The organism is Arthrobacter sp. TMT4-20, assembly GCF_054510775.1.
Window position 1 is genome coordinate 1 of the sequence record NZ_JBTNDW010000003.1, and the last position, 22,267, is coordinate 22,267.

Here is a 22,267-nt window from a genome sequence, read left to right on the forward strand (position 1 = left end):
GCGTAGACCCCTGGGCCATCAATACCCAGAACCGTGCCTCCTGAACAATCCGTTCCTTCTTCGATGACATACACAACACCTCGCATCAATAGGGGGTGTTGCAACGACCGACTGAACTCACCATCCTTCACCGCGACAGAGCCAACGGGACTGCCTAATCGGGTGTCAACGCTTCAATATGAAAATTCCGTCTGGTCCGGCAGCAGTGTTCAGCGCACCTGGTTTGGCATAAACGCTCACCGACCAGGCTGAATCCTGATCGAAGGAGCCGAGATGCCAATCGGAGAATCGATTCAGGAACCGCAATCCTACGAGCCCTGCCACAGCGTCCTGGGACTTCGGACCGCCCCTAGCGGCGACTGTGGTACCAACAACAAAAAGACCACCGTCTACCAATAGCTCGCTGACCTTCCTGAAAGCGTCTTTCAGAATCTCATCAGAAAGGAACGCCGGCACGTTACCTGACATCAGGATGACCTCGTGCCGGTCAGGAAGACCCTCTACGCACAGGCGCTCATCGGATAGTTCCTCCACGGCCAGTTGCCGGTACCAACCTCTATCGAAGACGTCACCGGCCACATCCAAAACGGTGCTGGTCGGATCAATGCCGTAGGCCTCGTGCCCGCTCTGCCGCAGTGCGTTAACTGCCGATCCGATTCCGCACCCTATATCGAGGATCCGACTGTTGCGGGGGGCCAACATGTCTATGAACCGTGCGTCGACCTCGAGATCCGCACCCTTTCCCACAAGTTGGCGCATCTTGTCTGCGTACGAATCAAGGTCAGCACTTGGGATCATGAACACCAGACTAACCGGTGACCCAACGACTGACGGAGCCCCGTAAGCGATTGCTGAATAGGCCGATAGGACCGCCAACTGAAGCTGCGAATAACCGCCATTCCTGGCTAACAGTCACAGTGCCGCACCCGTCGTATTTTCCCGTGCCGACCGGCACCGGATAGAATTTCATCAGTAGTGTTACCAATGGCACGCGGCCTCGTAGTAACGGGGCAGACCCCAAAGAACGGACAGTTATTGTGATCGGATTTATCGTTGCAGGACTCATCATCGGCGCGTTGGCACGGCTGATCAAGCCCGGGAAGCAGAACCTTGGGCTGCTGGCCACGCTCCTGCTGGGACTTGCCGGTTCAGTGATCGGCGGCGTCATCGCGAACCTTCTCGGCACCGGGGGCATCTTCGAGCTGAACGTTTTCGGATTCATCGTAGCGGTCATCGCCTCAGTACTGCTGATCGGCGTCGCCGAGGGCGTTAGCGGCCGTCGCAAAGTCCGCCGCTAGGGTAGCCTGGGGGCCGGATCTCACCAGAAACGGCCCCCAGCGCCAGCCTTGCCGGTTGGAAGCGGCGGACCTTGGCCTGGGGGCCGTTCCTGCGGTGAAACGACGCGCAGCGGCCCCATCGCAGCCGATTCCAGACTGCAGCCGATTCCGGACTGCAGCCGATTCCATACCGCAGCCGATTCCATACCGCAGCGGCCTCATTCATCAGCCTTAGCTATCCGGGAACGCGGCCCCGAGGCCTGACAGCACGCCGAACGCTTTGGTGCGCACCTCTTCCCACTCATCGTCCGGATCCGAATCGGCAGTGATCGCTCCTCCGACGCCCAGGCTGAGCCGGGTGCCGCCGCCGTCGTCCTCAAGCACCAGGGTGCGAATGACGACGGCGAGGTCCGCTGCACCGGTCAGGGAGAAGTAGCCGACGGCGCCCGAATACACCCCGCGCGGGGCAGCCTCCAGCCGGTCAAGGATGGCCATGGTGCTGATTTTCGGTGCCCCGGTCATCGAGCCGGCCGGGAACGCCGCGGAGACGGCCTCGGTCCGGGAGACGCCCGGCCGCAACTGGGCGTCGATGGTGCTGACCATCTGGTGCACGGTGGCGTAGCTTTCAATCTCACACAACCGGCTGACGATCACGCTGCCGGGGACTGCAACGTGCGAGAGGTCGTTACGTAACAGGTCAACGATCATGATGTTTTCCGCGCGATCCTTCAGGGAGGTCTGAAGGTCCGTTCGGAGGGCCAGGTCCGCCGCCGGGTCCGACGAACGACGGCGGGTGCCCTTGATCGGTTCGGCGCGCAGGGCGCCGCCGGCGCTGAGTTGCAGGAACCGCTCCGGGGATGTGCTGGCTACGGCGAAGCCGGGGAACCTGAGGAAATGGCCGAAGGGCGCAGGACTGGCCCGGCGCAGGGCGCGGTACACATCGAACGGGTTCAGGGACCCTGTCGTGTGCGCGTGGAGAGAGGTGGTGAGACAGACCTCGTAGGTGTTGCCTTCCCTAATCTCAGCCTGGGCGCGGCGTACCTTGTCCAGGTAGCTGGCGCGGGTGTCGCGGGAGGTGAAGGCCGGCGGCGGGTCTGCGCCCGGGGAAACGGTGTCGCCTGGAAAAACTATGTCGCTCGGAGAAGCTGTGGCGGCTGGGGAAACTGTGTCGCTCGGAGAAGATGTGGCGCCCGGCGGCTTGAGGGCGTCCGCCTCCCGAACGGCCAACCGCGCTGCGGACAGCCAGTGCTGCACCTCCTGGTCATGTCCGGGCGCGGTCAGGGTGAGGAGATAGGTTGCCTGCTGCTCGTGATCGAGGACCACCGCACGGCCAGCGAAGATCAGGGCCGCGTCCGGGAGTGTGCCAGGAGCCGCGGAACTGCCACCGGTTTCCCGCTTGAGCTCATACCCGAGATAACCCAACCAGCCCAGTGTGAAACCGCACAGATAATCGCTGGGTGTGGGCACCGCCCTGCGGCCCCAGACCGAATCGAGCCAACGGAAGAACGGGCCCGGGATGCGGGCCGTGACCTGCCCCGAAATGATCTCGGTTGCCCCGCTGGAGTGCCGGGCAAGCTGACCGAACTGGCCGCCGTCGTCGGCCAGGATGCTGAACCGGCTGCGCCCTCCGACCCCTGCAGCCGAGGCTGAACTGTCCAGCCAGACGGCATGTTCCGAGGAACCGTAGAGAGCGGCGAACAGGGCGGCGCCATCCGGGCAGCCGTCGTGACGCTCCACCTGCAGGGTGACGGCCCGGCGCTGTGCGCGCTCAGCCGCGAGCAACGAACCGCACTGAGGCAGGCCAGTGAGGGCCAACCTGACCCTTTCGGGCGCCGAGACGTCCTGATGCCCGGTGACGACGAGGTCGGCGGTGAGCTGAGGTTGATCCCGGCTGAGCCACGTTTGCTCCTGCGCTGCCCACCGCTCCCAAAACGGCGCGTAGGCGTCCCCGTCACGGCTCAGAGCCGTGGTGCGCCGGATATCCTCGGTTGCTTCCACCCAGATGCTGACGTCCAAAAATTCGAGTGCGGCCCGGCAGGCCGCTCCAACACCCTCAACGATGACGACGTCGGCCGGTTCCGTGTGCTGTGCTGGCCCGTCGTCGTTGGCCTCCCAGTCCCACGCCCGCCACTCGGCGGTGTGCCCGGCGGCAAGGGGTTCCAGCACCGCCGAAACATAGCGGTTCATACCCGTTTCCAACCCGTCCCAGCCCGGGTATATGTCTTCGAGGTGAAACAGGCTGACCGTGTGATGCTCGCGGAGCAGTGCCGCCAACTCGACGGCGAGGGTGGTCTTGCCGGCCCCTGAGCGACCGTCGATAGCAACGATCAACGGTGCGACGGTGGTCCCGCCTTTTGGTGCCATGGGCTGTTGATCCTCGGGTGATGTTAGGCGACGGCGAGCAGGATACCCACGGCTACAAACAGTAGGCCAAAGATCCGGTTGAGGACGATCTGCCCACGAGGATTCTGGGTGAACCGTCTGAACGATTTGGCGGTTGCAGCGTAGAAGAACCACATGACCAGGACGTCGATCGCCACGACCGTGCCGGCCAGGATGCCGTACTGACCCAGCAGCGGCTCGGACGGCCTGATGAACTGTGGAATGAAAGCAAGGAAGAACACGATTGCCTTGGGATTGAGGAGGTTCACCCACAGGCCCCGGCGGAACAGGGAGAAGGCGCCCTCGGCCCGGCGGACCTCGGCCTGCTCCTCGAGATCGGGGGACTGCAGGAGTTTCCTGATACCCAGATAGACCAGGTAGGCGGCACCACCGAACCGGATGACATTGAACGCCACCGGGGAGCTCGCCACCAGGAGCCCAACTCCCGCCGCAACCACCGCAATGTGAACGAGGAGTGCCACCTGCTGCCCGAGGATGCCCCACATGGACCGGCGGAAGCCCACCGTGAGCGAATTGCTCATGGTGTTGACGGCCCCGGCTCCGGGGCTGAAGCTGATGAGGGCCTGGGCTCCGAGCAGAGCCAGCCAGACAGAAAAAGTCACCAGCCAATCCTAACGGGCCGTTGACGCCGCAGTGCGGGCGATCCCGGCGACAAAATGTATCGTCATAGGGTGACTAGGCCAGGTATACGGAGGGCAGCCCTACTGGTGACCGGCCTAACCGCCGTGTCCACCCTGTTCGGGTTCGTCCGTGACGTCGTGATTGCTGCCGTCTTCGGGGCCGGTGCCGAGCTCGACGCCTACCTCGTGGCGCAGGGGCTGATGAACATTGTGCTGGGCCTGATCGCCTACGCCATGGCTCGGTCGGCGATCCCCGTGACATCCCGCGAGGCTGCCCAGGAGAAGGACGGTTGCCGGGGCCATCCGGGGTTCGACACCGCGCTCACCGTCACCATGATCGTGCTCGGCGTGGGCGGTGTGGTGATGAGTATCTTCGTCGGCCCAGTCACCGCGGTGATCGCCCCGGGCTTTGATGGCGCACAGGCCGAGACAACCGAGGCGCTGACCCGTATCGTCCTGATCGCCACGGTGCTGATTGCTGGGACGGACCTATTGGCCTCACTGTCGCAGTCACATGGTCGGGTGGTCTGGTCAGCGTTGCAGGGCGTGCCGTTCAACATCATCATGATCGGCGCCGCCGGACTCTTTGGGCCCACCTATGGCATCGCCGCGCTCGCGGTCGGGTTCGTCGTCGGGTCGGCCGCACGCCTGCTGTTGCAGCTGCCGCCGCTGTTTTCGTTGGGAACGCGGGTGCGCCCGCGGTTGAACCTTGGGGACCCGGGATTCCGTGAAATGGCGCGGCTGATGCCCCCGATGCTTGTGGGCAGTGCGATCGCCAATATCAACACCCTGGTGGACCGTGCGGTGGGCTCCACCCTCGAGGAGGGGGCCATTACAGCCCTGTCCTATGGGTGGCGGCTGGTCAACCTGCCGGAGACCCTGATTATCGCTTCGCTGCTGGTACCTCTCTACCCGGCGTTGAGCGCTTCATCGAAGAACATCGCCGAGGTGCGCCGGCTGGTGGGCCGCGGGCTGGCGGTCGCGGTCAGCGTGCTGACCCCGATCTGCGTGGTGATGATCATCGCAGCCGAACCGCTGGCGGAGGTGGCCTTTGGTCGCGGCGCCTTCACCGGCGACGACATCACCTCAACGGCTACCGCCCTGGCCTGGTACGCGCCCGCCTTGCTGGCCCTCGGGTGCCGCCAGGTGGTGGTGAGTACTTCCTATGCGCTGGGTGATGCGCGGGCCCCGGTGGTGGTGTCGGTAATTGCGATGGTGATCAATGTGGTTGGAGACATCATGCTCGCTCCCATCATGGGGATAGCAGGCATTGCGCTGGCGACCACCGCGTCACTGGGCTTCGCGGCTCTGGCGAACGGTTGGCTGCTGCATCGACGCCACCGGGGGTTGGAGCTGCGGCCCACCGTGGCTTTGATTGCGCGCGCGTTGGGGCTGGCCGCGGTAGCCGGGGCGGCCGGCGTCGGCGCCCTGGTGATCGTGGCTGGGCAGCCGGCCATTGTGGTCGGCGGGGCAGTCGCCATGGTGGTCCTCGGCGTGTACCTGTTGGGGCTGATTCTGCTGCGGGCACCAGAACGACTGCTGGCTCTCGACATGGTCAAGGGCGTCGCGCGGAGGAGCGGGCGGGGTTAGCCGAGTAGCTACCCGGTGACTGCTGCCACTGATTTTGGCTTTCGATCGATCCGCCGTAACCGGGCCGAGGCAAGGTGAAGGGTGGGGCCCGGGTCTTTCAGATCCCACACGCTGTGGCGGGCCTGACCAGCCCACCGCAGGGTATCCACCACGTCGGCGACCCGCCCGCCGCGCTGTTCGACGCTGGCCCGTCGCAGATCCCCGGCCGTCCACGCGTAGCGCATGCCAGGGGCGGCGTCGGGCAATGTCTGCATCTTCTCGCCGAGCACCAGACGCCCCCACAGATCAGTCAGACCCGGCCGGGCGGCGTTGGTGAGTGCCATCGAACCGAAGAAGCGGCCGTTGAGGTCGATCAGGTGATGGACGCCGTCGTCGTCAATCAGGAACTGCAGCTCCACCAACCCCCACCATCCGAGCTCGCGGAGCAGCGCTTCGACCTTGGCTGCGAGATCCTCGTCCACCCGGACCGTCTCGGCACGGGTGGACACACCGTTTGGAGTGGGCCAGAGGCGTGAGGTGACTTGTTGCACCCGGCCATCCAGGTGGCCGTCGTGGAAAATCCCGATGAGGGCACCGAGATGCCCCTTGATCGGTTCCTGAAGGATCGGTTCGGCGCCGGCCTTCCTGACCCGCTCGATCTGTGGACCGGCAGAAATGATGTCGGGGAAGAGCTTCGCTTCGATCCGGTGTGGCCTGGTCTGGCCGTGCGCCCAGTGCGTCAGGCACTTGACTACCACCGGCCCTTGCCATTGTTCGATCGCCTCATCGGATGCCTGGACAGTGCGGGGCGCCGACAGGCCGATTTGATGGGCGAGCGCCGAAAGTTCAACCTTGTTGAGTGCAGCGTTCACGACGTCGGCCGGCGGGTGGGCCACCCGGGTGGGAATGTCGTCCCGATAGGTGGCGAGTGCCGCCATCCAGTCGTCGCCGCCGCCGAACACGACGTCGTAGGACCCTAGGGCTACTGCCCGGCGGACTCCTTCGATGAACGCGGCGCCATCCAGCCGCGGTCGTGGCACCACATGCCGGGCAGAGCAGGCGACTGACGCGCCGAGCATCCCGCCGCCGTCGGGAGTTCCGACACCAACCACCCAGCCGGACTGGCGCAGCGAGCGGACGGCAGCAAGCGCACCCCTGTCCCGGCTGGTACTGATGACGAGGGCCCGCGGTCCCTCGGTTGGTGTCTTTTTCAAACTCGCCTCAAGGTATGGTGAGCGGCCGTCCGATGCTCCGCACCGGTGCGGACACTCGCGGTAAGTTCAGGGTCAATAGGCTTTCACTCTACTGGCGGGACCAGTCACATGACCGGTTAAGCGTTCCACTCGGCGTTTTCTTCTGAACCTCTAATGCTCCTCGAGGAGGGCCATGGCGGCGCTGTGGCCACCCAGCCCGCTGACGCCACCGCCCCGTTGGGATCCGGCCCCGCAGAGCAGCACGCGCTGGTGGTCGGTGGCGACACCCCAGCGCTGGGCGGGGGTGTCCAGGGGTGCGTCGTCCTCGGCGAACGGCCACGACAACGGACCGTGGAAGATGTTCCCGCCGGTCAGGCCCAGCGTCTCCTCCAGATCGAGGGTGGTTTTCGTTTCAATGCAGGGCTTGCCGTCGCCGTCGCGCAGGATGCAATCCTCGATGGGCTCGGCCAGCACGCTGTTCAGCGATTCAAGCACTGCAGCCTGTAGCTCCGCGCGCAGCACGTCGTGATCGGCGTCATGGCTTAATCGATGCGGGGTCTGCAACGAAAAAACGGTCAGGGTGTGGGCGCCGGACTCCCGCAGTGACTCCGACAGGATCGACGGATCGGCCAGGGAATGGCAGTAAATTTCGATCGGCAAGGGGGATGGGATCCTGCCGTTCTCCGCGGCGGTGTACGCGGTGTCCAACTGCGAGTACAACTCGTTGATGTGGAAGGTTCCGCCGAAGGCCTGCTCGGGGCTGATCTCGGGGTCCTTGAGTTTCGGAAGCCGCGAGAGCAGCAGGTTGACTTTGACCTGGGCGCCCTCGGCCGCACCTGCGGAGGTTGCGAAACCGTCGGCGCCCGGACCGCCCATCAGCCGACCCAGCACAGCGGGCGTGACGTTGGCCAGCACGTATTCGCCGGTCACGCTCCGCATTCGGCTGTTCTCCTCCGCTGGTTGGTAATGGACGACGCCGTTGGGCGCCACCGCTGTCACCTCGGCCCCCGTGCGGATCTCCACTCCCGCGGCCAGCACGGCCCGTTCCAGGGCACCGCTGACTGCTCCCATGCCGCCGACCGGAACATCCCAGTCCCCGGTTCCCCCGCCAACCACGTGATAGAGGAAGCACTTGTTTTGCTGCAGGTCCTCGTCGTGGGCCCGCGCGAAAGTGCTGATCAAGCCATCGGTGAGGAGTACCCCACGTACCAAATCTGACTCCACCGAGCGCTCGATTACCCCACCGAGCGGCTGTTCAATGAAGTCGGCCCAAATCTCGTCGTCTCCGACCAGTTCCCTCGCCTCAGCGCGCCTGAGCAGCGGCTTGGTAAACGTGGGCCATAGTCGCTCGGCGAGGGTCGCGGTGCGACCGTAGAACTCGCCAAAGGCCCCAGCATCGTCGCCCGCATCGATCCTGCGGAAACTCTTTCGGGTCGCTTTGCGGTCCTCGTTGTCGACCAGCAGGCCGGAAGTGCCGCCGGCCACCGGCGTGTAGGAGGAATACCGTCGACGGACCAGCTCCAGATCCAACCCCAAATCGTCGATAATCTGCTGGGGGAGGAGGCTCACCAGGTAGGAATACCGCGACAGTCGCGCTCCCGTGCCGGGAAAGGCCTCTGCGGATACGGCGGCGCCACCCACTTGGTCCTGGCGCTCGAGGACCACCACCGACCGGCCCGCCTTGGCCAGGTACGTGGCTGCAACGAGCCCGTTATGGCCTCCGCCCACCACTACGGCGTCGAAATGGTCCTGTCTGGCGCGTGATCGATCCATTGGCTCAGCCTAGCAACCAGCACTACCCGGCCGGTTCCTGCGCTACTTCCTCTCGCGCGGCGATGGTTGCGCTGGTGATCTGACGCATCATCTCGGCCAGCAGTTCCTGCTCCTCGGTGGAGAACTGTGCCAGCGCGCCACCGATGTGCTGGGCCAGTGGGGCGAAAAGTTTGCCGCCGGTGGCCATTGCCTTCTCGGTCATTTCGAGGTGGACCTGCCGCCGGTCGACGTCGCTCCTGGAGCGTTTCACATGGCCCGCATTATCCAGGCGGTCCACCAGTGCGGTAGTCGCAGGGGAACTCAGGTGCAGTTCGGAGCGCAGCATCCCGGGAGTCACGACGGCACCGGCCCGGGCGGCGCCCATCATGACGCCGAGGGCATTCAGATCTGTCCGATAGAGAGAATCCCGCGCGCTAACAGTATCCACGTACCGATCCGTTTCCACGGTGAACTGTTGGAGCAACGCCATCAGTTCGGGCCGGGGGTTCTCTGCCATGCTCACTCTCACCTCGTCGTTTCAACAGTTACCGCAAGAAACAACTCTAGTCCGTCTACCAATTATATCTCCATGATGGATATAGTTTGTTTTAGAGATAATTTCGTTGAGAGGCGTTCATCATGCACAGCAAGTGGTTACGGGTCCTGTTGCCCGCCGTCGTCGTCCTGATCTGGCTGGTGGGCGCCGCGTTCGGGGGTCCCACCTTCGGCAAGTTGGAGGAAGTCTCGAGCAATGACCAGGCGTCGTTCCTCCCGGCCAACGCCGAATCCACCGAAGCAGGTGAACTGCAGAAACAATTCACTGATTCGGACTCCCTGCCTGCGGTGATCGTCGTCGAATCGGAGACGGAGATTCCACCAGCCGACCTCGGTGGGTACGAGGAGCTGGCTACCTCCCTAGCGACGGTCGAGGGACTGGAGCCTGCTGAAGCCGGAGCGCCAACTGTCATCGGGCCCGTGCCAGCCGAAGATTCATTCGCTATTCAGTACATCGCGTTTGTAGCGGACGACGCCGAGATCGGGGAGGTGGTAGAGGCGCTTCGGGAGGTGCTGACCGCCGAGATCCCCGACGGTACCACCGGGTACGTCACGGGGCCGGCCGGTTTTGCCACCGACCTCTCAAGCGCCTTCAGCGGCATTGATGGGTTGTTGCTCAGCGTGGCGCTGGGAGCGGTCTTTCTGATCCTGTTGTCCGTCTACCGGTCTGTGATCCTTCCGTTCCTGGTGCTGCTGACCTCAGTGTTTGCGCTGGCCACATCGATCGTTCTGGTCTATGCCCTGGCCGACTGGGGATGGATTCAGCTCAGTGGTCAGAGCCAGGGAATCCTGTTTATCCTGGTCATCGGCGCGGCGACCGATTACGCGCTGCTGCTTGTTGCACGGTTCAGGGAAGCACTTGGCGAACACGCCGCAAAATGGGACGCGATGCGGGTGGCGTACCGCGGCTCGTTCGAACCGATTCTTGCCTCCGGGGCCACGGTTATTGTTGCGCTGCTCTGTCTATTGTTTTCCGACCTCAACTCCAACCGGAGCCTCGGTCCGATCGCGGCGATTGGAATCCTCTTCTCCTTGGCGGCTGCCCTGACACTGCTGCCCTCTCTTCTCCTGCTCTTCGGCAGGTCGGCGTTTTGGCCGCTGCGCCCCAAACTGGGGTCCAGCCACGTTCAGCCCGAAGGAGTGAACGCCACCGGGCTGGAGGGACTGCGTGGCATCTGGAAGAAGGTGGCGACACTGATCTCCCGGCACGCCCGACCCGTCTGGATCGCTTCATTCCTCGTCCTGGCCGCCGGTTCCCTGGGCTTGTTCCAACTGCAGGCTAACGGAGTACCACAGTCCGCACTGATCCTCACGGAATCGAATGCGGTGGACGGGCAGGAAGCCCTGGCGCGCCACTTCGACGCCGGTTCGGGGAGCCCAGTCTCGGTGATCGCCCCAGAGCAGGATCAGGATGCTGTCCTGGAAGTGGTGCAGAGCCAGGCTGGCATCACTGACGCCGCGCTCAGTTCCGAGTCTCCCGAACCCGGCAGCGACGTCGTCGTCCGTGGCGGCAACGTGCTGATTACCGGCACACTGCAGTCACCGGCAGACTCCGATGAGGCCGAAGACGTGGTGCGTGAGTTGCGGACCGCACTGGACGACGCCAGCCCAGAGGCACTGGTTGGTGGCGTAACCGCGATCGCGATTGACACCAACGACACGGCCCAGGCTGACCTGGTGAAGATCATTCCGATCGTGTTGGCGGTGATTCTGGTGATCTTGATGCTCCTGCTCCGTTCCATCGTGGCGCCGGTCCTACTGATCCTCAGCGTGGTGCTCTCCTTCGCGACGGCGCTGGGCGTGTCGGCCCTGGTGTTCAACAACCTGCTCGGTTTTGAGGGTGCAGATGCGTCGGTTCCGCTGTTTGGCTTCGTGTTCCTCGTGGCATTGGGGGTGGATTACAACATTTTCCTGATGACACGAGTCCGGGAGGAATCGCTACGCATCGGAACCCGCCCCGGAATTCTGAGGGGTCTGGGTGTCACCGGCGGAGTCATCACCTCTGCGGGTGTGGTGCTGGCGGCCACCTTCGCAGCCCTGGGGGTCATCCCGATTCTGTTCCTTGCCCAGATTGCGTTCATCGTGGCCTTCGGTGTGCTGTTGGATACGCTGATCGTGCGCTCACTGCTGGTGCCGGCCCTGTCCTACGACCTGGGTCGGCGGATCTGGTGGCCATCCCGGCTAGGAAGCGAATCCGGACCGGTGCACCGCGGCGGGTCATCCGGGTTGTCGGGTCCAGGCTCGGCGGGCAGGCGGGACGAGCAGGGCCACCGCGCTGAACCGGCTCACCGTGGGTAGATAACACTCTGGGTAGATAACACCGCAGCAGTCCGCGGCCCCCTCCAACCCGTTCCGCGGAGGGGAAGGCCTGGTCTGGAAGCGCTCTTTACAGCTGAATCAGTGGAGGCCATAATCGGTCGCATCACAGCCTCCACTGATTCAGCGCGCTGATTATTCGACAGCTGAGGAGCGATCGTGAGTGATCAAACCAACCCACCCGACCATGACGTACCAGCCAACGATGCACTGGATGAGGGTCCGGCGCCAAAGACCAGCCAGCAGCCGGGAATACCTGATCCTGACCGCTCCAGTTCGATGACGCCGGGGCTTGCCAGTTCGCCGATATCGCAGCGGGCTGGGAACGTGGCAGCAGCCGAGCCTTACCGGCTCCTCAATGCTTTCCTCACGTCCTCGACGTATGCTGCGCGCCGGAACGAGCCAGGCATCTGCGACCTGACTTTCGGTAACCCACACGAGATGCCGCAAGAGGCCTATGTTGCGGCGCTCCAGGAAGCCACAATTCCACGCCACGACCAATGGTTTGCCTACAAACAAAACACCCCTGAGGCGCAGGAGGCGGCCGCGGCCTCCCTCCAGCGCCTCATTGGGGTGCCATTTCGTCCCGAGGACATCCACCTGACTACCGGCGGTTTCACGGCGATCGCCCTCGCGCTCAAGGCAGTGGGAGACCCCGGCGACGAGGTGATCTACAGCCTTCCACCGTGGTTCTTCTACGAGCCGATCATCATCGAGGCCGGGCTTGTCCCCGTAAAGGTCACTGTGGATTTGGAGACCTTTGACCTCGACGTGGACCAGATCGCAGCGGCGATCACCAGCCGCACGTGTGCGGTGATTGTCAACACTCCCAACAACCCCAGCGGCCGGATTTATCCGCCAGCTGTGCTCGAACGTCTCGCGGCAGTGCTTGAGAGCGGCTCGGCCGCGATTGGTCGCCGGATTTATCTCATTTCCGATGAGCCCTATAACCGCATCGTGTTTGACGGTGCTCGATTCCATAGTCCGATCGAGTTTTACCGCTATACCCTGCTGGCCTACTCGTACGGGAAGACTCATCTTTCGCCGGGTGAACGGATCGGCTATCTGGCGTTGCATCCGAACCTGCCTGATCGTGATGTGGTTGCCAGCGCACTTGACGCCCTGCAACTGGCGATGGGATGGATTTACCCAAACGCCGTGCTCCAGCACGCATTGCCCAGACTCGAACAGTTTTCGATCGATATCCCGGCACTCCAACGCAAACGCGACCGGATGGTTGATGCGTTGCAGGAGATGGGTTATCGGGTCAACCGCCCGGAAGGAACGTTTTACCTGTTTGTGCGCTCGCCGGACCCCGACGACGAGGCATTCGTGGCGACCCTAGCGGCCCAGGGGGTCTTTGTGATGCCAGGCGTGCATTTCGAGACACCCGGCTTCTTTAGGATTTCCCTGACTGCCAACGAAGACATGCTCCAGCGGAGTCTTTCGGTGTTTGCCGCTGCGATGGAAGCGGTCGGCGGGGCGCCTCCGTTCTGACCTAGGGATTTCCCAAGGCCCCGAGTGGAAACTCGTTCAAGAGGAGTCGATGGTACCGAGACCGCCACCCACACCTCGGACGCCGGGCATGTGACGGCATCCTGAACGGAGCCACCCGACGCCCCTAAAGACGGTGGCTCCGTTTGGGGGCGCGGCACCAGACCAAGGCCCGTTCTCTCACGGCTGAACAACCACTGATGCCCTCCACCGCTGCGGAGTTCGGCGACTCAATGCGCCTCCGCACGCAAGGTTGAGCCTATCCCACTCAACTTAGATTTGACTCTCTGCGGCCTCGGAGTACAGTTGAGTGAAGAACGCTCAAGATCCGGCTTTCAGGCGAATACTCGCCAGGCTACGGGCTGAGCGATTCCCCTCATTACGGGCTGTTGAAAGGAAATACGCATGTCACGTGCAGTAGGTATTGACCTCGGAACCACCAACTCAGTGGTTTCCGTACTCGAAGGTGGCGAGCCCACCGTTATCGCCAACGCTGAAGGCGCACGGACTACGCCCTCGATCGTTGCGTTCTCCAAGGGCGGGGAAGTGTTGGTTGGCGAAATCGCCAAGCGCCAGGCCGTCAACAACATCGACCGCACCATTGCTTCCGTCAAGCGCCACATGGGCACCGACTGGAACGTCAAGGTCGACGATAAGAACTACACGGCTCAGGAAATTTCCGCGCGCATCCTTCAGAAGCTGAAGACCGACGCCGAAAGCTACCTGGGTGAAAAGGTGACCGACGCTGTCGTCACCGTTCCCGCCTACTTCAACGACGCCGAGCGCCAGGCCACCAAGGAAGCAGGCGAAATCGCAGGCCTGAACGTCCTGCGTATTGTCAACGAGCCAACCGCTGCAGCACTGGCGTACGGCCTGGACAAGGGCAAGGAAGACGAGCTCATCCTGGTCTTCGACCTGGGTGGCGGCACATTTGACGTCTCCCTGCTCGAGGTCGGCAAGGATGAAGACGACTTCTCCACCATTCAGGTACGCTCCACCTCCGGTGACAACCGCCTCGGCGGCGACGACTGGGATCAGCGCGTGGTTGACTACCTGCTGTCGCAGGCCAAAGCCAAGGGTGTTGACCTGTCCAAGGACAAAATCGCCCTGCAGCGCCTGAAGGAAGCGGCAGAGCAGGCCAAGAAGGAACTCTCCTCGGCAAGCTCCACCAACATCTCCCTCCAGTACCTTTCGGTCACCCCAGACGGCCCCGTCCACCTGGACGAGCACCTCTCCCGTGCCAAGTTCCAGGACCTCACCAAGGACCTGCTGGACCGCACCAAGAAGCCATTCAACGACGTCATCGCTGAAGCAGGCATCAAGGTTGCCGACATCGACCACATCGTGCTCGTCGGTGGCTCAACCCGCATGCCAGCCGTCGTCGAACTGGTGAAGTCACTCGCCGGTGGCAAGGAGCCCAACAAGGGCGTCAACCCTGATGAGGTCGTCGCCGTCGGCGCCGCACTCCAGGCAGGCGTGCTGAAGGGTGAGCGTAAGGACGTGCTGCTCATCGACGTCACCCCTCTGTCCCTCGGGATCGAGACCAAGGGCGGCATGATGACCAAGCTGATCGAGCGCAACACGGCCATCCCCACCAAGCGCAGCGAAACCTTCACCACCGCCGACGACAACCAGCCATCGGTTGCTATCCAGGTCTTCCAGGGCGAGCGCGAGTTCACCCGGGACAACAAGCCACTGGGTACCTTCGAACTGACCGGAATCGCTCCCGCCCCCCGCGGCGTGCCACAGGTTGAGGTCACCTTCGACCTCGACGCCAACGGTATCGTCCACGTGTCCGCCAAGGACAAGGGCACCGGCGCCGAGCAGTCGATGACCATCACCGGCGGCACCGCGCTGTCGAAGGAAGACATCGACCGTATGGTCCGCGAAGCCGAGGAGCACGCAGCCGAGGACAAGGAACGCCGCGAAGCAGCCGACACCCGCAACGGTGCCGAGCAGTTGGCCTACTCGGTCGACAAGCTGATCGCCGACAACTCGGACAAGCTGCCCGAGGACGTCAAGACCGAGGTTCAGGCCGACGTCGACGAACTGAAGAAGGCACTCGAAGCCAACCCCGAGGAAGCCGGATCGGCTGACACGGTCAAGGCAGCGTTTGAGAAGCTTCAGGCGTCACAGACCAAGCTCGGCGAGGCAATCTACGCAGCGGCACAGCAGGACGCCGCCGCGCCAGGCGCCGACGCACCTCAGGATGGAACGGCGCCTGACGCTGGCTCGTCCTCGAACGACGAGGACATCGTCGACGCCGAGGTAGTCGACGAAGACGACAACACCGAAAAGAAGTAGTCATGCCGCACCACGGAAACGAAGAAGAGCACCAGTCCGAACCGGTCAGCTTCCGCGATAACCGGAAGATCGACCCCGAGACAGGTAAGGTCCGTGGGCAGCAGCAGCAGGACGACGACGGCGCACAGGCTGGTCACACCGACCAGCCTGTGACCCCGGACTCCGTTCAGGATCCCGTTGAGGAAGCCGACGCCGGGGAGCAGGCCGCCGATGGTAGCGATGCGCTGGCCCAGGCCGAGGCAATCCTCAACGGGATCGACGGCGAGGGGTTCACCGAACCCGCCGCCGGATCGGCCTCAGCTGTGGAAGCCGAGCTGCGTACCGACCTGCAACGCCTCTCGGCCGAGTACGTCAACTACCGGAAGCGCGTCGAGCGCGACCGGGACGTGGCCCGGGACATGGCAGTCATCGGAGTGTTGAACTCGCTGATGCCCGTCCTGGACGACATCGACGCCGCCCGCCAGCACGGCGACCTGGCCGACGGACCTTTCGCTGCGATCTCCACCAAATTGGAAAACGCGCTGAAGACCTACGGCCTAAGCCGGATCGACGAGACCGGAGTGGAGTTCGACCCGAACATCCACGAGGCTCTGATCCAGCAGCCCAGTGCCGACGTACAGTTCGACAGCGTCAGCCAGATCCTGCGGGCAGGTTACAAGAAGGGCGACCGCGTCCTGCGGGCAGCCCAAGTTATCGTCGCAGTGCCCGAGTAGCGCCTGGCAAGCCGGAGCAGTGCCCGACCGGCGGCAACGAAATTTCCTCGCTCGCAGAGCTCGTTTGAAATATTAAAGCCGCCGGGTCGGACACTGCTCCGGCTCCATCGCTACTCACCTATGCTTTGAATTCATATACGAAAGGGGACGCCAATTGGCTAGTCAGGATTGGGTCGACAAGGATTTCTATAAAATTCTCGGTGTCCCCAAAGATGCAACAGCTGCCGACATCAAGAAGTCGTACCGGAAGTTGGCACGCAAGCACCATCCGGACCAGAATCAGGCAACCGGCGGGTCGGACAAGATGTTCAAGGACATTTCCGAGGCGTACTCGGTGTTGTCCGATCCTGAGGACCGTCAGCAGTATGACGCCATCCGTGCCATGGGCGGCGGCGCACGCTTTACCGCCGGTGGTCCCGGTGGGGGAGCCGGCGGCGCTGGCTTCGAAGATATCTTCGGCAACCTCTTCGGTCAGGGTGCCGGACAGCCCAGGCCCGGACGCCAACGCCCCGGCGGTGGCGGAGGCGCCAGCTACGGCAACCTTCCACCCGAGTTCGCCGACCTGTTCGGCCAGGGCGGGGGAGGCGGCTTCGGCCAGGGCGGCGGTGGGTTCCCCGGAGGCTACCAGCCGACCCCGCGTAAAGGCGCCGACCGTACGGCCACCACCAGCATTTCTTTCGCCGGTTCCATTAACGGCACCACCATCGGACTGCGTGAGCCCTCCGGTGAAGTCATCGATGTTCGGGTGCCCGCCGGTATCAAGGACGGACAAAAGGTCCGCGTCCGGGGCAAGGGCCAGGCCGGCGCCGCAGGAAATGGCGACCTGATGGTCAGCGTAAGGGTGAAACCGCATCCATTCTTCCAGCGCGACGGCGACAACATCCGTGTCCACGTGCCGGTGTCCTTCCCGGAGGCTGCAATGGGTGCGCACATCGATGTCCCCACGCTGACCGGTGACACGGTCAAGGTCAAAGTCCCTGCCGGTACGCCGTCCGGACGGACCCTGCGCGTCAAGGGGCGTGGGGTGTCCACAGCAAAGGCGACCGGTGACTTGCTGGTGACCATCGACGTCGTTGTCCCGCAGAAACTGAACAAGGACGCAGAGGCTGCGGTCGAGGCGTTTGCCGCCGCGACCGTCGACGCCGACCCGCGAGCGGGCCTCGCCGCCAAAGCGAAACTCTAAAGCCCACGCAGCATCGAAAGGAGGTCACGATGGCAATCGACGCAAGCCTGCCCATCTACGTGATCTCCGTCGCCGCCGAACTGGCGGACATGCACCCGCAAACCCTTCGGCAGTACGACCGGCTCGGGCTGGTGACACCCAGCCGGGCTCCCGGCCGCGCCCGCCGCTACTCGCAGCGGGACGTGACCACTCTCCGCGAGGTGCAGCGGCTTTCCCAGGAGGGGGTGTCGCTGGAAGGTATCCGACGGATCCTGCAGCTCGAGAATCAGGTCGCCGCCCTGCAATACCGGGTTCAGGAGCTGACCGACGAACTGGCGTCCCGCCGTCGTCAGCCTGACTCAAGCAGGGTGTTTGCCGCCGGACTCGCAGGCGACGTCGTTACCCTCTCCCGCGGTCAGCGCCCCCGGCCGCGGAGTCAGGCGATGGTCGTGTGGCGCCCGTGACCGCGGTACGGGCTACACTGCCGGCGCGGCTGTACTTGATCGGATAATGAGCGCTGTTCGAGCGACGTGATTGGTAGAAGAATAGGCTGCCGGGTCCTGCAGAATCGCCAGGAGGCGCTCGACGGCGCGCTGCCCCTGTTCCCGCGGGAATTGGGCCACCGTGGTCAGCCCGAGAGCTTCCCCGAGTTCATGCCCATCAATCCCGATCACTGAAATGTCTTCGGGGACGCGAAGTCCCAGCTCGCGCGCCGCGAGGATGGTGCCTATCGCCATCTCGTCTGACGCGCAGAAGACCGCCGAAGGAGTATCGCGAGGATAGCCCAGGAGCTGTTTCGCCTGTGCTAGACCGCCCTGAATGGTGAAGTCGGCGTCGACGCGCCAGGAGTCAAGGATGTCCAGGTTTGCGTTCCTCATGGCCGACTCATACCCGTTCCGACGGGTGCCGGAAATCCGGAAATCATTTTCAAAAGCATCGGCACCACCGAGGTGGGCAATTCGCCGGTGCCCAAGGCTGATGAGATGCTCTGTGGCGAGTCGGGCAATTTCACCATCATCGACGCTGAAGGTCTCCGCCCCGGGAAGCGGCCCGCCAATGCCGACTACTGGCTTTCCTACGGCGAGGAGCTGATCCAGTTCGTCGCGGCGAAGTTCAAGCGAAACGGGGATCACCCCATCACACCGCTGGCGGAGAAGAAAGTCGGTGAGGACGCGGTCGCGGTGGTCGGCGTTCTCGTTCAGGTTATAAAGCGTGAGGTCATACCCAGCCTCGAGCAACGATGCCGCGACGCTGTCGACGATCTGGGAATAGTACCAACGGGCGACCGACGGCACGACGACTCCCACATTGCGGTGACGGCCCGAGGCTAGCGAGGACGCAGTCGAACTCACCACGAAGCCCAGTTCCTTTGCGGCCCGCAGAACCCGCGCCCGGCTTCGCTCCGATACCTGCCCCTTGCCGCTGAGCGCTCGGGATACGGTCGCGGTGGAGACCCCGGCGAGCTGGGCGACATCCTTGATGCCGGCCATGGTCTCCCTCCCAAAATTCATGCGGTGCACTCCGGCTGGACTGTGCCTCCTTCGATCATTCCGGAGTCGCCACGAAAGCGCTATCCGTGGAGTGGATCAGCCAGACGCAAGCATTGGGTGGGAGCATTCGGGTTTCCCCCGCTTCCATTTCTTCCGGCGTGCTGGAGACGATGATAGCGCCCGGCGGAAGCGGGATGGCGAATTCACCCATGTTGAGAACCACCAGCACTTCGCCGTTGAGGAACGCAACGGCGTCGGTCGTTTCGTACTCGCGGGACCAGCTCAGGGATCCGGCACCGAGCCGCAAATCCCGTCGAAGCTGGAGGGCGGTCCGATACAGGGACAGCGTTGAGGAAGGATCCTCCGTCTGACGGTCGCGGGCGTAGCCAGACCACCCCTCTGGTTGTGGCAACCAGGGGGTCGGCGCCTCATGGGGTGCGCCGCTGTGGTTCGCCGCAAAACCAAACGTGGGCGTATCGGCGAGCCACGGCAACGGAACCCGGCAGCCGTCTCGGCCGAGTCGCTCCCCTCCGGTTCGGCCGAAGGTCGGGTCCTTGCGAGCATCGTCAGGCATTGCAGTGTGGTCGGGCAGGCCAAGTTCCTCGCCCTGGTAAAGATAAATGCCTCCCGGCAGGGCGAACATCGCGAGGGAAGCAGCCCGGGCCCGGGCCAGTCCTATCGCGGTGTCGGGCTGCGCGTCGAACCTGCCGATTCCGTCACCACCACGGGGAGCGCCCTCGGGGAGGCCGAAGCGGCTTGCGTGCCGGACGACGTCGTGATTGCTCAACACCCAGGTGGTGGGCGCGTCGACTGCGTCGAAAGCGGTCAGCGAAGTCGAGATCACATGGCGGAGGGAATGCGCGTCCCAGGGGTGATGAAGGTATGCGAAGTTGAAGGCCTGGTGCATCTCGTCCGGGCGCACCCAGTCGGTCAGGCGGGGCAGGGGGTCGATTGACGCCTCGGCACAAAGGATTCGGTCTCCGTCGTATTCGTCGAGGATGCCACGCCACCGACGATAAATTGCATGGACCTCCTCCTGCCCGAACATGGGCGCATCCGAACCAGGGAAGCCCTCCGTGGATCCGCCGTCGGCACGGCCGCCCCAGTCCGGCAGGCCTTTGGCCTTGATGAGGGCATGCGCTACGTCCACGCGGAACCCGGACACCCCGCGATCAAGCCAGAAACGGAGGACTCGCTCGAACTCCTCCCGCACGGCTGGGTTGTCCCAATTGAAGTCGGGCTGGGAGGAATCGAAAAGGTGAAGATACCACTGGCCAGGGGAGCCATCAGGAGCAGTAATGCGCGTCCACGCAGGGCCGCCGAAATGGGACTGCCAGTTGTTGGGGGGCTCGTCGCCGCCGGCGCCCCGGCCATCACTGAAAATGAACATGGACCGCTCAGGCGAACCCTCGGGAGCAGCCAGCGCGGCCTGAAACAGCGCGTGCTCACTTGAGCAATGGTTGGGTACGAGGTCGACGATAATCCGAATCCCAAGGCGGTCCGCCCCTGCAACAAGGGCGTCAAAGTCGGCTAGCGTGCCAAACATCGGGTCGACATCGCAATAGTCTGCGACGTCGTAGCCGCCGTCGCGGTGGGGAGAGGGGTAGAACGGGGATAGCCAAACAGCGTCGACGCTGAGCTCTGCCAAATGGTCCAATTCGGCCAGGACGCCAGGAAGGTCTCCCGTACCATCGCCGTTCGAGTCCCGGAACGAGCGCGGGTAGACCTGGTAGATGACAGATGAGCGCCACCACTCGGCATCCCCCCACGCGGCGTGCAATGGGTCGTGGAAGGAGGCAGGCGAGGACAGGTGATCGCCGCTCAGGACGGGAACAATCTCAGGCATGCCGACTATCTTAGACCGCAAATCAACTAAAAGTGGAAGCGCTTGCCCTGGGCTAGCTTGCCGCATGCCGGTTTGAGGGCGGATTCTCAACCAGTTTTTTCTGACAGTTGGAATATTTTGTGCAAGCGTTTACAGTTGTGACTCTTATCACGATCTGCCCGATCGGGCGGGTTGTGGCATAGACGTTTCCCGGTGAGCGGACGTACCGCTCCGATGGCCGGGCACTGACCGATGACGTTCACGAAAGGTACACCAATGAAGGTGCGATCCACCCAGCCGATGCGTCGGCACACCCTATTCACCGGGCTACTGTCCGTTGCAGTCCTGGCCCTCACCGCCTGTGGCGGAGGAGCATCCGAGTCAGCCGGCACCAGCAGCACCCCCGCCGCGGAAAACCTCTCAGAGGGAGGCGCCACGACGCTCACCATGTGGGTTGACGCGGAGCGTGCACCCGCCCTTGAGGAGATCACCGCTTCCTTTAAAGAGGACACTGGGATCGAAGTGAAACTCGCGGTCAAGGACTTCGCCGCAGTACGTGATGACTTCATCACCCAGGTGCCCACCGGCAAGGGTCCAGACCTGATCGTGGGTCCACATGACTGGTTGGGCACTTTCGTTCAGAACGGCGTGGTGGCGCCGGTGGAGCTTGGCGACAAAGCGGCGGATTTCCAGGAATCCGCCATCCAGGCGATGACCTACGACGGCAGCGTCTACGGCGTCCCCTACGCGCTGGAGAACATTGCGCTGCTGCGCAACACCGACCTGGTGCCCGAGGCAGCAACCACCTTTGACGAGGTCATCGCGAACGGCGAGGCCGCCGTCGCCGCGGGCGACGCCGAATACCCCTTCCTGGTGGGCATGGATCCCAAGCAGGGCGATCCGTACCACCTGTACCCGCTGCAGACCTCGATGGGGGTCCCCGTCTTCGGCCAGAACGACGATGGCAGCTACAACGCGGACGAACTGCTGCTGGGCGAGCCCAACGGCGTCGAGTTCGCGAAGAAGCTCGTCGAATGGGGTGACGAAGGGTCGAAGATCATCAACTCGAACATCACCGGTGATATCGCGAAGGAGAAATTCAACGCGGGCGAGTCGCCCTACTTCCTGACCGGTCCCTGGAACGTGCCCGATGCCCAGGCCGCAGGGTTGAACATCGCTGTCGACAACCTTCCCACCGTCGGGGAGGAAGACGCGCAGCCTTTCATTGGTGTCAACGGATTCTTCCTTTCCTCGAAGAGCGCCAACGCGCTCGCGGCGAATGAGTTTGCCGTCAACTATCTCAGCACCGAGGAAGCACAGGACGCGATGTACGCCGTTGGGGGGCGCCCACCGGCCCTCAATGCCAGCTTCGACAAGGCGTCCTCGGATCCGATCGTTGCAGCATTCGGCGAGATCGGAGCCAATGGTGTGCCTATGCCAGCGCTGCCAGAAATGCAGGCCGTCTGGGCTGACTGGGGAGCAACCGAGCTCGCCCTGATCAAGGGCAGCAGCGATCCTGAGGCTGCCTGGACCACCATGGTCAGCAACATCGAAGAGAAGATCGCAGGGCAGTAACAACCCGGAGCCCGTCCTT

The 22,267-nt window shown here is 63.5% G+C and carries 17 protein-coding genes; 9 read left to right on the top strand and 8 right to left on the bottom strand.

What is annotated here, in order from left to right:
• Positions 1–165: 165 nt before the first annotated feature.
• A complete protein-coding gene (locus ACX80Z_RS04335; protein ID WP_459315008.1) occupies positions 166–798 on the bottom strand; it encodes a methyltransferase domain-containing protein in 633 nt (210 codons plus the stop codon).
• Positions 799–1,037: 239 nt separating this feature from the next.
• On the opposite strand from ACX80Z_RS04335, the gene ACX80Z_RS04340 reads away from it, so the two are divergent.
• On the top strand, positions 1,038–1,298 hold the full coding sequence (locus tag ACX80Z_RS04340) for a GlsB/YeaQ/YmgE family stress response membrane protein (RefSeq protein WP_019481110.1): 261 nt from the start codon (positions 1,038–1,040) through the stop codon (positions 1,296–1,298).
• Positions 1,299–1,508: 210 nt separating this feature from the next.
• Here the strand turns inward: ACX80Z_RS04340 and pabB are convergent, their stop codons facing one another.
• Positions 1,509–3,641: an aminodeoxychorismate synthase component I gene (gene pabB, locus ACX80Z_RS04345; RefSeq protein WP_459315009.1), complete on the bottom strand. Its 2,133-nt coding sequence runs from the start codon at positions 3,639–3,641 to the stop codon at positions 1,509–1,511.
• Between the two features lie 23 nt (positions 3,642–3,664).
• On the bottom strand, positions 3,665–4,282 hold the full coding sequence (locus tag ACX80Z_RS04350; protein ID WP_019481109.1) for a LysE family transporter: 618 nt from the start codon (positions 4,280–4,282) through the stop codon (positions 3,665–3,667).
• 105 nt (positions 4,283–4,387) lie between these two features.
• Between ACX80Z_RS04350 and murJ the strand changes: the two genes are divergently transcribed.
• Positions 4,388–5,890, top strand: a complete 1,503-nt coding sequence (gene murJ, locus ACX80Z_RS04355) for a murein biosynthesis integral membrane protein MurJ (protein ID WP_116778427.1) — start codon at positions 4,388–4,390, stop codon at positions 5,888–5,890.
• 8 nt (positions 5,891–5,898) lie between these two features.
• Here murJ and ACX80Z_RS04360 read toward each other — a convergent pair whose 3' ends face one another.
• The 3 genes from ACX80Z_RS04360 to ACX80Z_RS04370 all read right to left on the bottom strand — a co-directional run bounded on the left by ACX80Z_RS04360 (position 5,899) and on the right by ACX80Z_RS04370 (position 9,331).
• Complete coding sequence (locus tag ACX80Z_RS04360) at positions 5,899–7,083, bottom strand: ATP-grasp domain-containing protein (RefSeq protein ID WP_459315010.1); 1,185 nt, start codon at positions 7,081–7,083, stop codon at positions 5,899–5,901.
• A gap of 150 nt (positions 7,084–7,233) precedes the next feature.
• The gene (locus tag ACX80Z_RS04365; RefSeq protein WP_459315011.1) at positions 7,234–8,835 is read right to left on the bottom strand and encodes a phytoene desaturase family protein; all 1,602 of its coding nucleotides are present in this window, start codon (positions 8,833–8,835) and stop codon (positions 7,234–7,236) included.
• A 22-nt stretch (positions 8,836–8,857) separates the two neighbouring features.
• Entirely contained in the window at positions 8,858–9,331 is a 474-nt protein-coding gene (locus ACX80Z_RS04370; protein WP_459315012.1) for a MarR family winged helix-turn-helix transcriptional regulator, read from the bottom strand.
• Positions 9,332–9,453: 122 nt separating this feature from the next.
• Between ACX80Z_RS04370 and ACX80Z_RS04375 the strand changes: the two genes are divergently transcribed.
• The 6 genes from ACX80Z_RS04375 to ACX80Z_RS04400 all read left to right on the top strand — a co-directional run bounded on the left by ACX80Z_RS04375 (position 9,454) and on the right by ACX80Z_RS04400 (position 17,822).
• Complete coding sequence (locus tag ACX80Z_RS04375; RefSeq protein WP_459315014.1) at positions 9,454–11,667, top strand: MMPL family transporter; 2,214 nt, start codon at positions 9,454–9,456, stop codon at positions 11,665–11,667.
• Between the two features lie 177 nt (positions 11,668–11,844).
• Positions 11,845–13,182 carry an aminotransferase class I/II-fold pyridoxal phosphate-dependent enzyme gene (locus ACX80Z_RS04380; protein WP_459315015.1) on the top strand — a complete coding sequence of 446 codons (1,338 nt, stop codon included), beginning with the start codon at positions 11,845–11,847 and terminating at the stop codon, positions 13,180–13,182.
• Between the two features lie 402 nt (positions 13,183–13,584).
• Positions 13,585–15,483, top strand: a complete 1,899-nt coding sequence (gene dnaK / locus ACX80Z_RS04385; RefSeq protein WP_019482218.1) for a molecular chaperone DnaK — start codon at positions 13,585–13,587, stop codon at positions 15,481–15,483.
• 2 nt (positions 15,484–15,485) lie between these two features.
• On the top strand, positions 15,486–16,196 hold the full coding sequence (locus ACX80Z_RS04390) for a nucleotide exchange factor GrpE (RefSeq protein WP_459315016.1): 711 nt from the start codon (positions 15,486–15,488) through the stop codon (positions 16,194–16,196).
• 154 nt (positions 16,197–16,350) lie between these two features.
• Positions 16,351–17,379 carry a DnaJ C-terminal domain-containing protein gene (locus ACX80Z_RS04395; RefSeq protein ID WP_459315018.1) on the top strand — a complete coding sequence of 343 codons (1,029 nt, stop codon included), beginning with the start codon at positions 16,351–16,353 and terminating at the stop codon, positions 17,377–17,379.
• 29 nt (positions 17,380–17,408) lie between these two features.
• Positions 17,409–17,822 carry a heat shock protein transcriptional repressor HspR gene (locus ACX80Z_RS04400; RefSeq protein ID WP_019482215.1) on the top strand — a complete coding sequence of 138 codons (414 nt, stop codon included), beginning with the start codon at positions 17,409–17,411 and terminating at the stop codon, positions 17,820–17,822.
• Between the two features lie 12 nt (positions 17,823–17,834).
• Here the strand turns inward: ACX80Z_RS04400 and ACX80Z_RS04405 are convergent, their stop codons facing one another.
• On the bottom strand, positions 17,835–18,848 hold the full coding sequence (locus tag ACX80Z_RS04405) for a LacI family DNA-binding transcriptional regulator (RefSeq protein WP_459315020.1): 1,014 nt from the start codon (positions 18,846–18,848) through the stop codon (positions 17,835–17,837).
• Positions 18,849–18,903: 55 nt separating this feature from the next.
• Complete coding sequence (locus ACX80Z_RS04410) at positions 18,904–20,694, bottom strand: glycoside hydrolase family 13 protein (RefSeq protein ID WP_459315021.1); 1,791 nt, start codon at positions 20,692–20,694, stop codon at positions 18,904–18,906.
• A gap of 255 nt (positions 20,695–20,949) precedes the next feature.
• Here ACX80Z_RS04410 and ACX80Z_RS04415 point away from each other — a divergent pair, with 255 nt between their 5' ends.
• A complete protein-coding gene (locus ACX80Z_RS04415; RefSeq protein ID WP_459315023.1) occupies positions 20,950–22,248 on the top strand; it encodes a sugar ABC transporter substrate-binding protein in 1,299 nt (432 codons plus the stop codon).
• The last annotated feature ends 19 nt before the right edge of the window (positions 22,249–22,267 follow it).

Bases quoted from the DNA above. Each gene is read 5' to 3' on its own strand.
- ACX80Z_RS04335 (WP_459315008.1), bottom strand. From the start codon at position 798: ATGATCCCAAGTGCTGACCTTGATTCGTACGCAGACAAGATGCGCCAA.
- pabB (WP_459315009.1), bottom strand. From the start codon at position 3,641: ATGGCACCAAAAGGCGGGACCACCGTCGCACCGTTGATCGTTGCTATC.
- ACX80Z_RS04365 (WP_459315011.1), bottom strand. From the start codon at position 8,835: ATGGATCGATCACGCGCCAGACAGGACCATTTCGACGCCGTAGTGGTG.
- ACX80Z_RS04370 (WP_459315012.1), bottom strand. From the start codon at position 9,331: ATGGCAGAGAACCCCCGGCCCGAACTGATGGCGTTGCTCCAACAGTTC.
- ACX80Z_RS04375 (WP_459315014.1), top strand. From the start codon at position 9,454: ATGCACAGCAAGTGGTTACGGGTCCTGTTGCCCGCCGTCGTCGTCCTG.
- dnaK (WP_019482218.1), top strand. From the start codon at position 13,585: ATGTCACGTGCAGTAGGTATTGACCTCGGAACCACCAACTCAGTGGTT.
- ACX80Z_RS04390 (WP_459315016.1), top strand. From the start codon at position 15,486: ATGCCGCACCACGGAAACGAAGAAGAGCACCAGTCCGAACCGGTCAGC.
- ACX80Z_RS04400 (WP_019482215.1), top strand. From the start codon at position 17,409: ATGGCAATCGACGCAAGCCTGCCCATCTACGTGATCTCCGTCGCCGCC.
- ACX80Z_RS04405 (WP_459315020.1), bottom strand. From the start codon at position 18,848: ATGGCCGGCATCAAGGATGTCGCCCAGCTCGCCGGGGTCTCCACCGCG.
- ACX80Z_RS04410 (WP_459315021.1), bottom strand. From the start codon at position 20,694: ATGCCTGAGATTGTTCCCGTCCTGAGCGGCGATCACCTGTCCTCGCCT.
- ACX80Z_RS04415 (WP_459315023.1), top strand. From the start codon at position 20,950: ATGAAGGTGCGATCCACCCAGCCGATGCGTCGGCACACCCTATTCACC.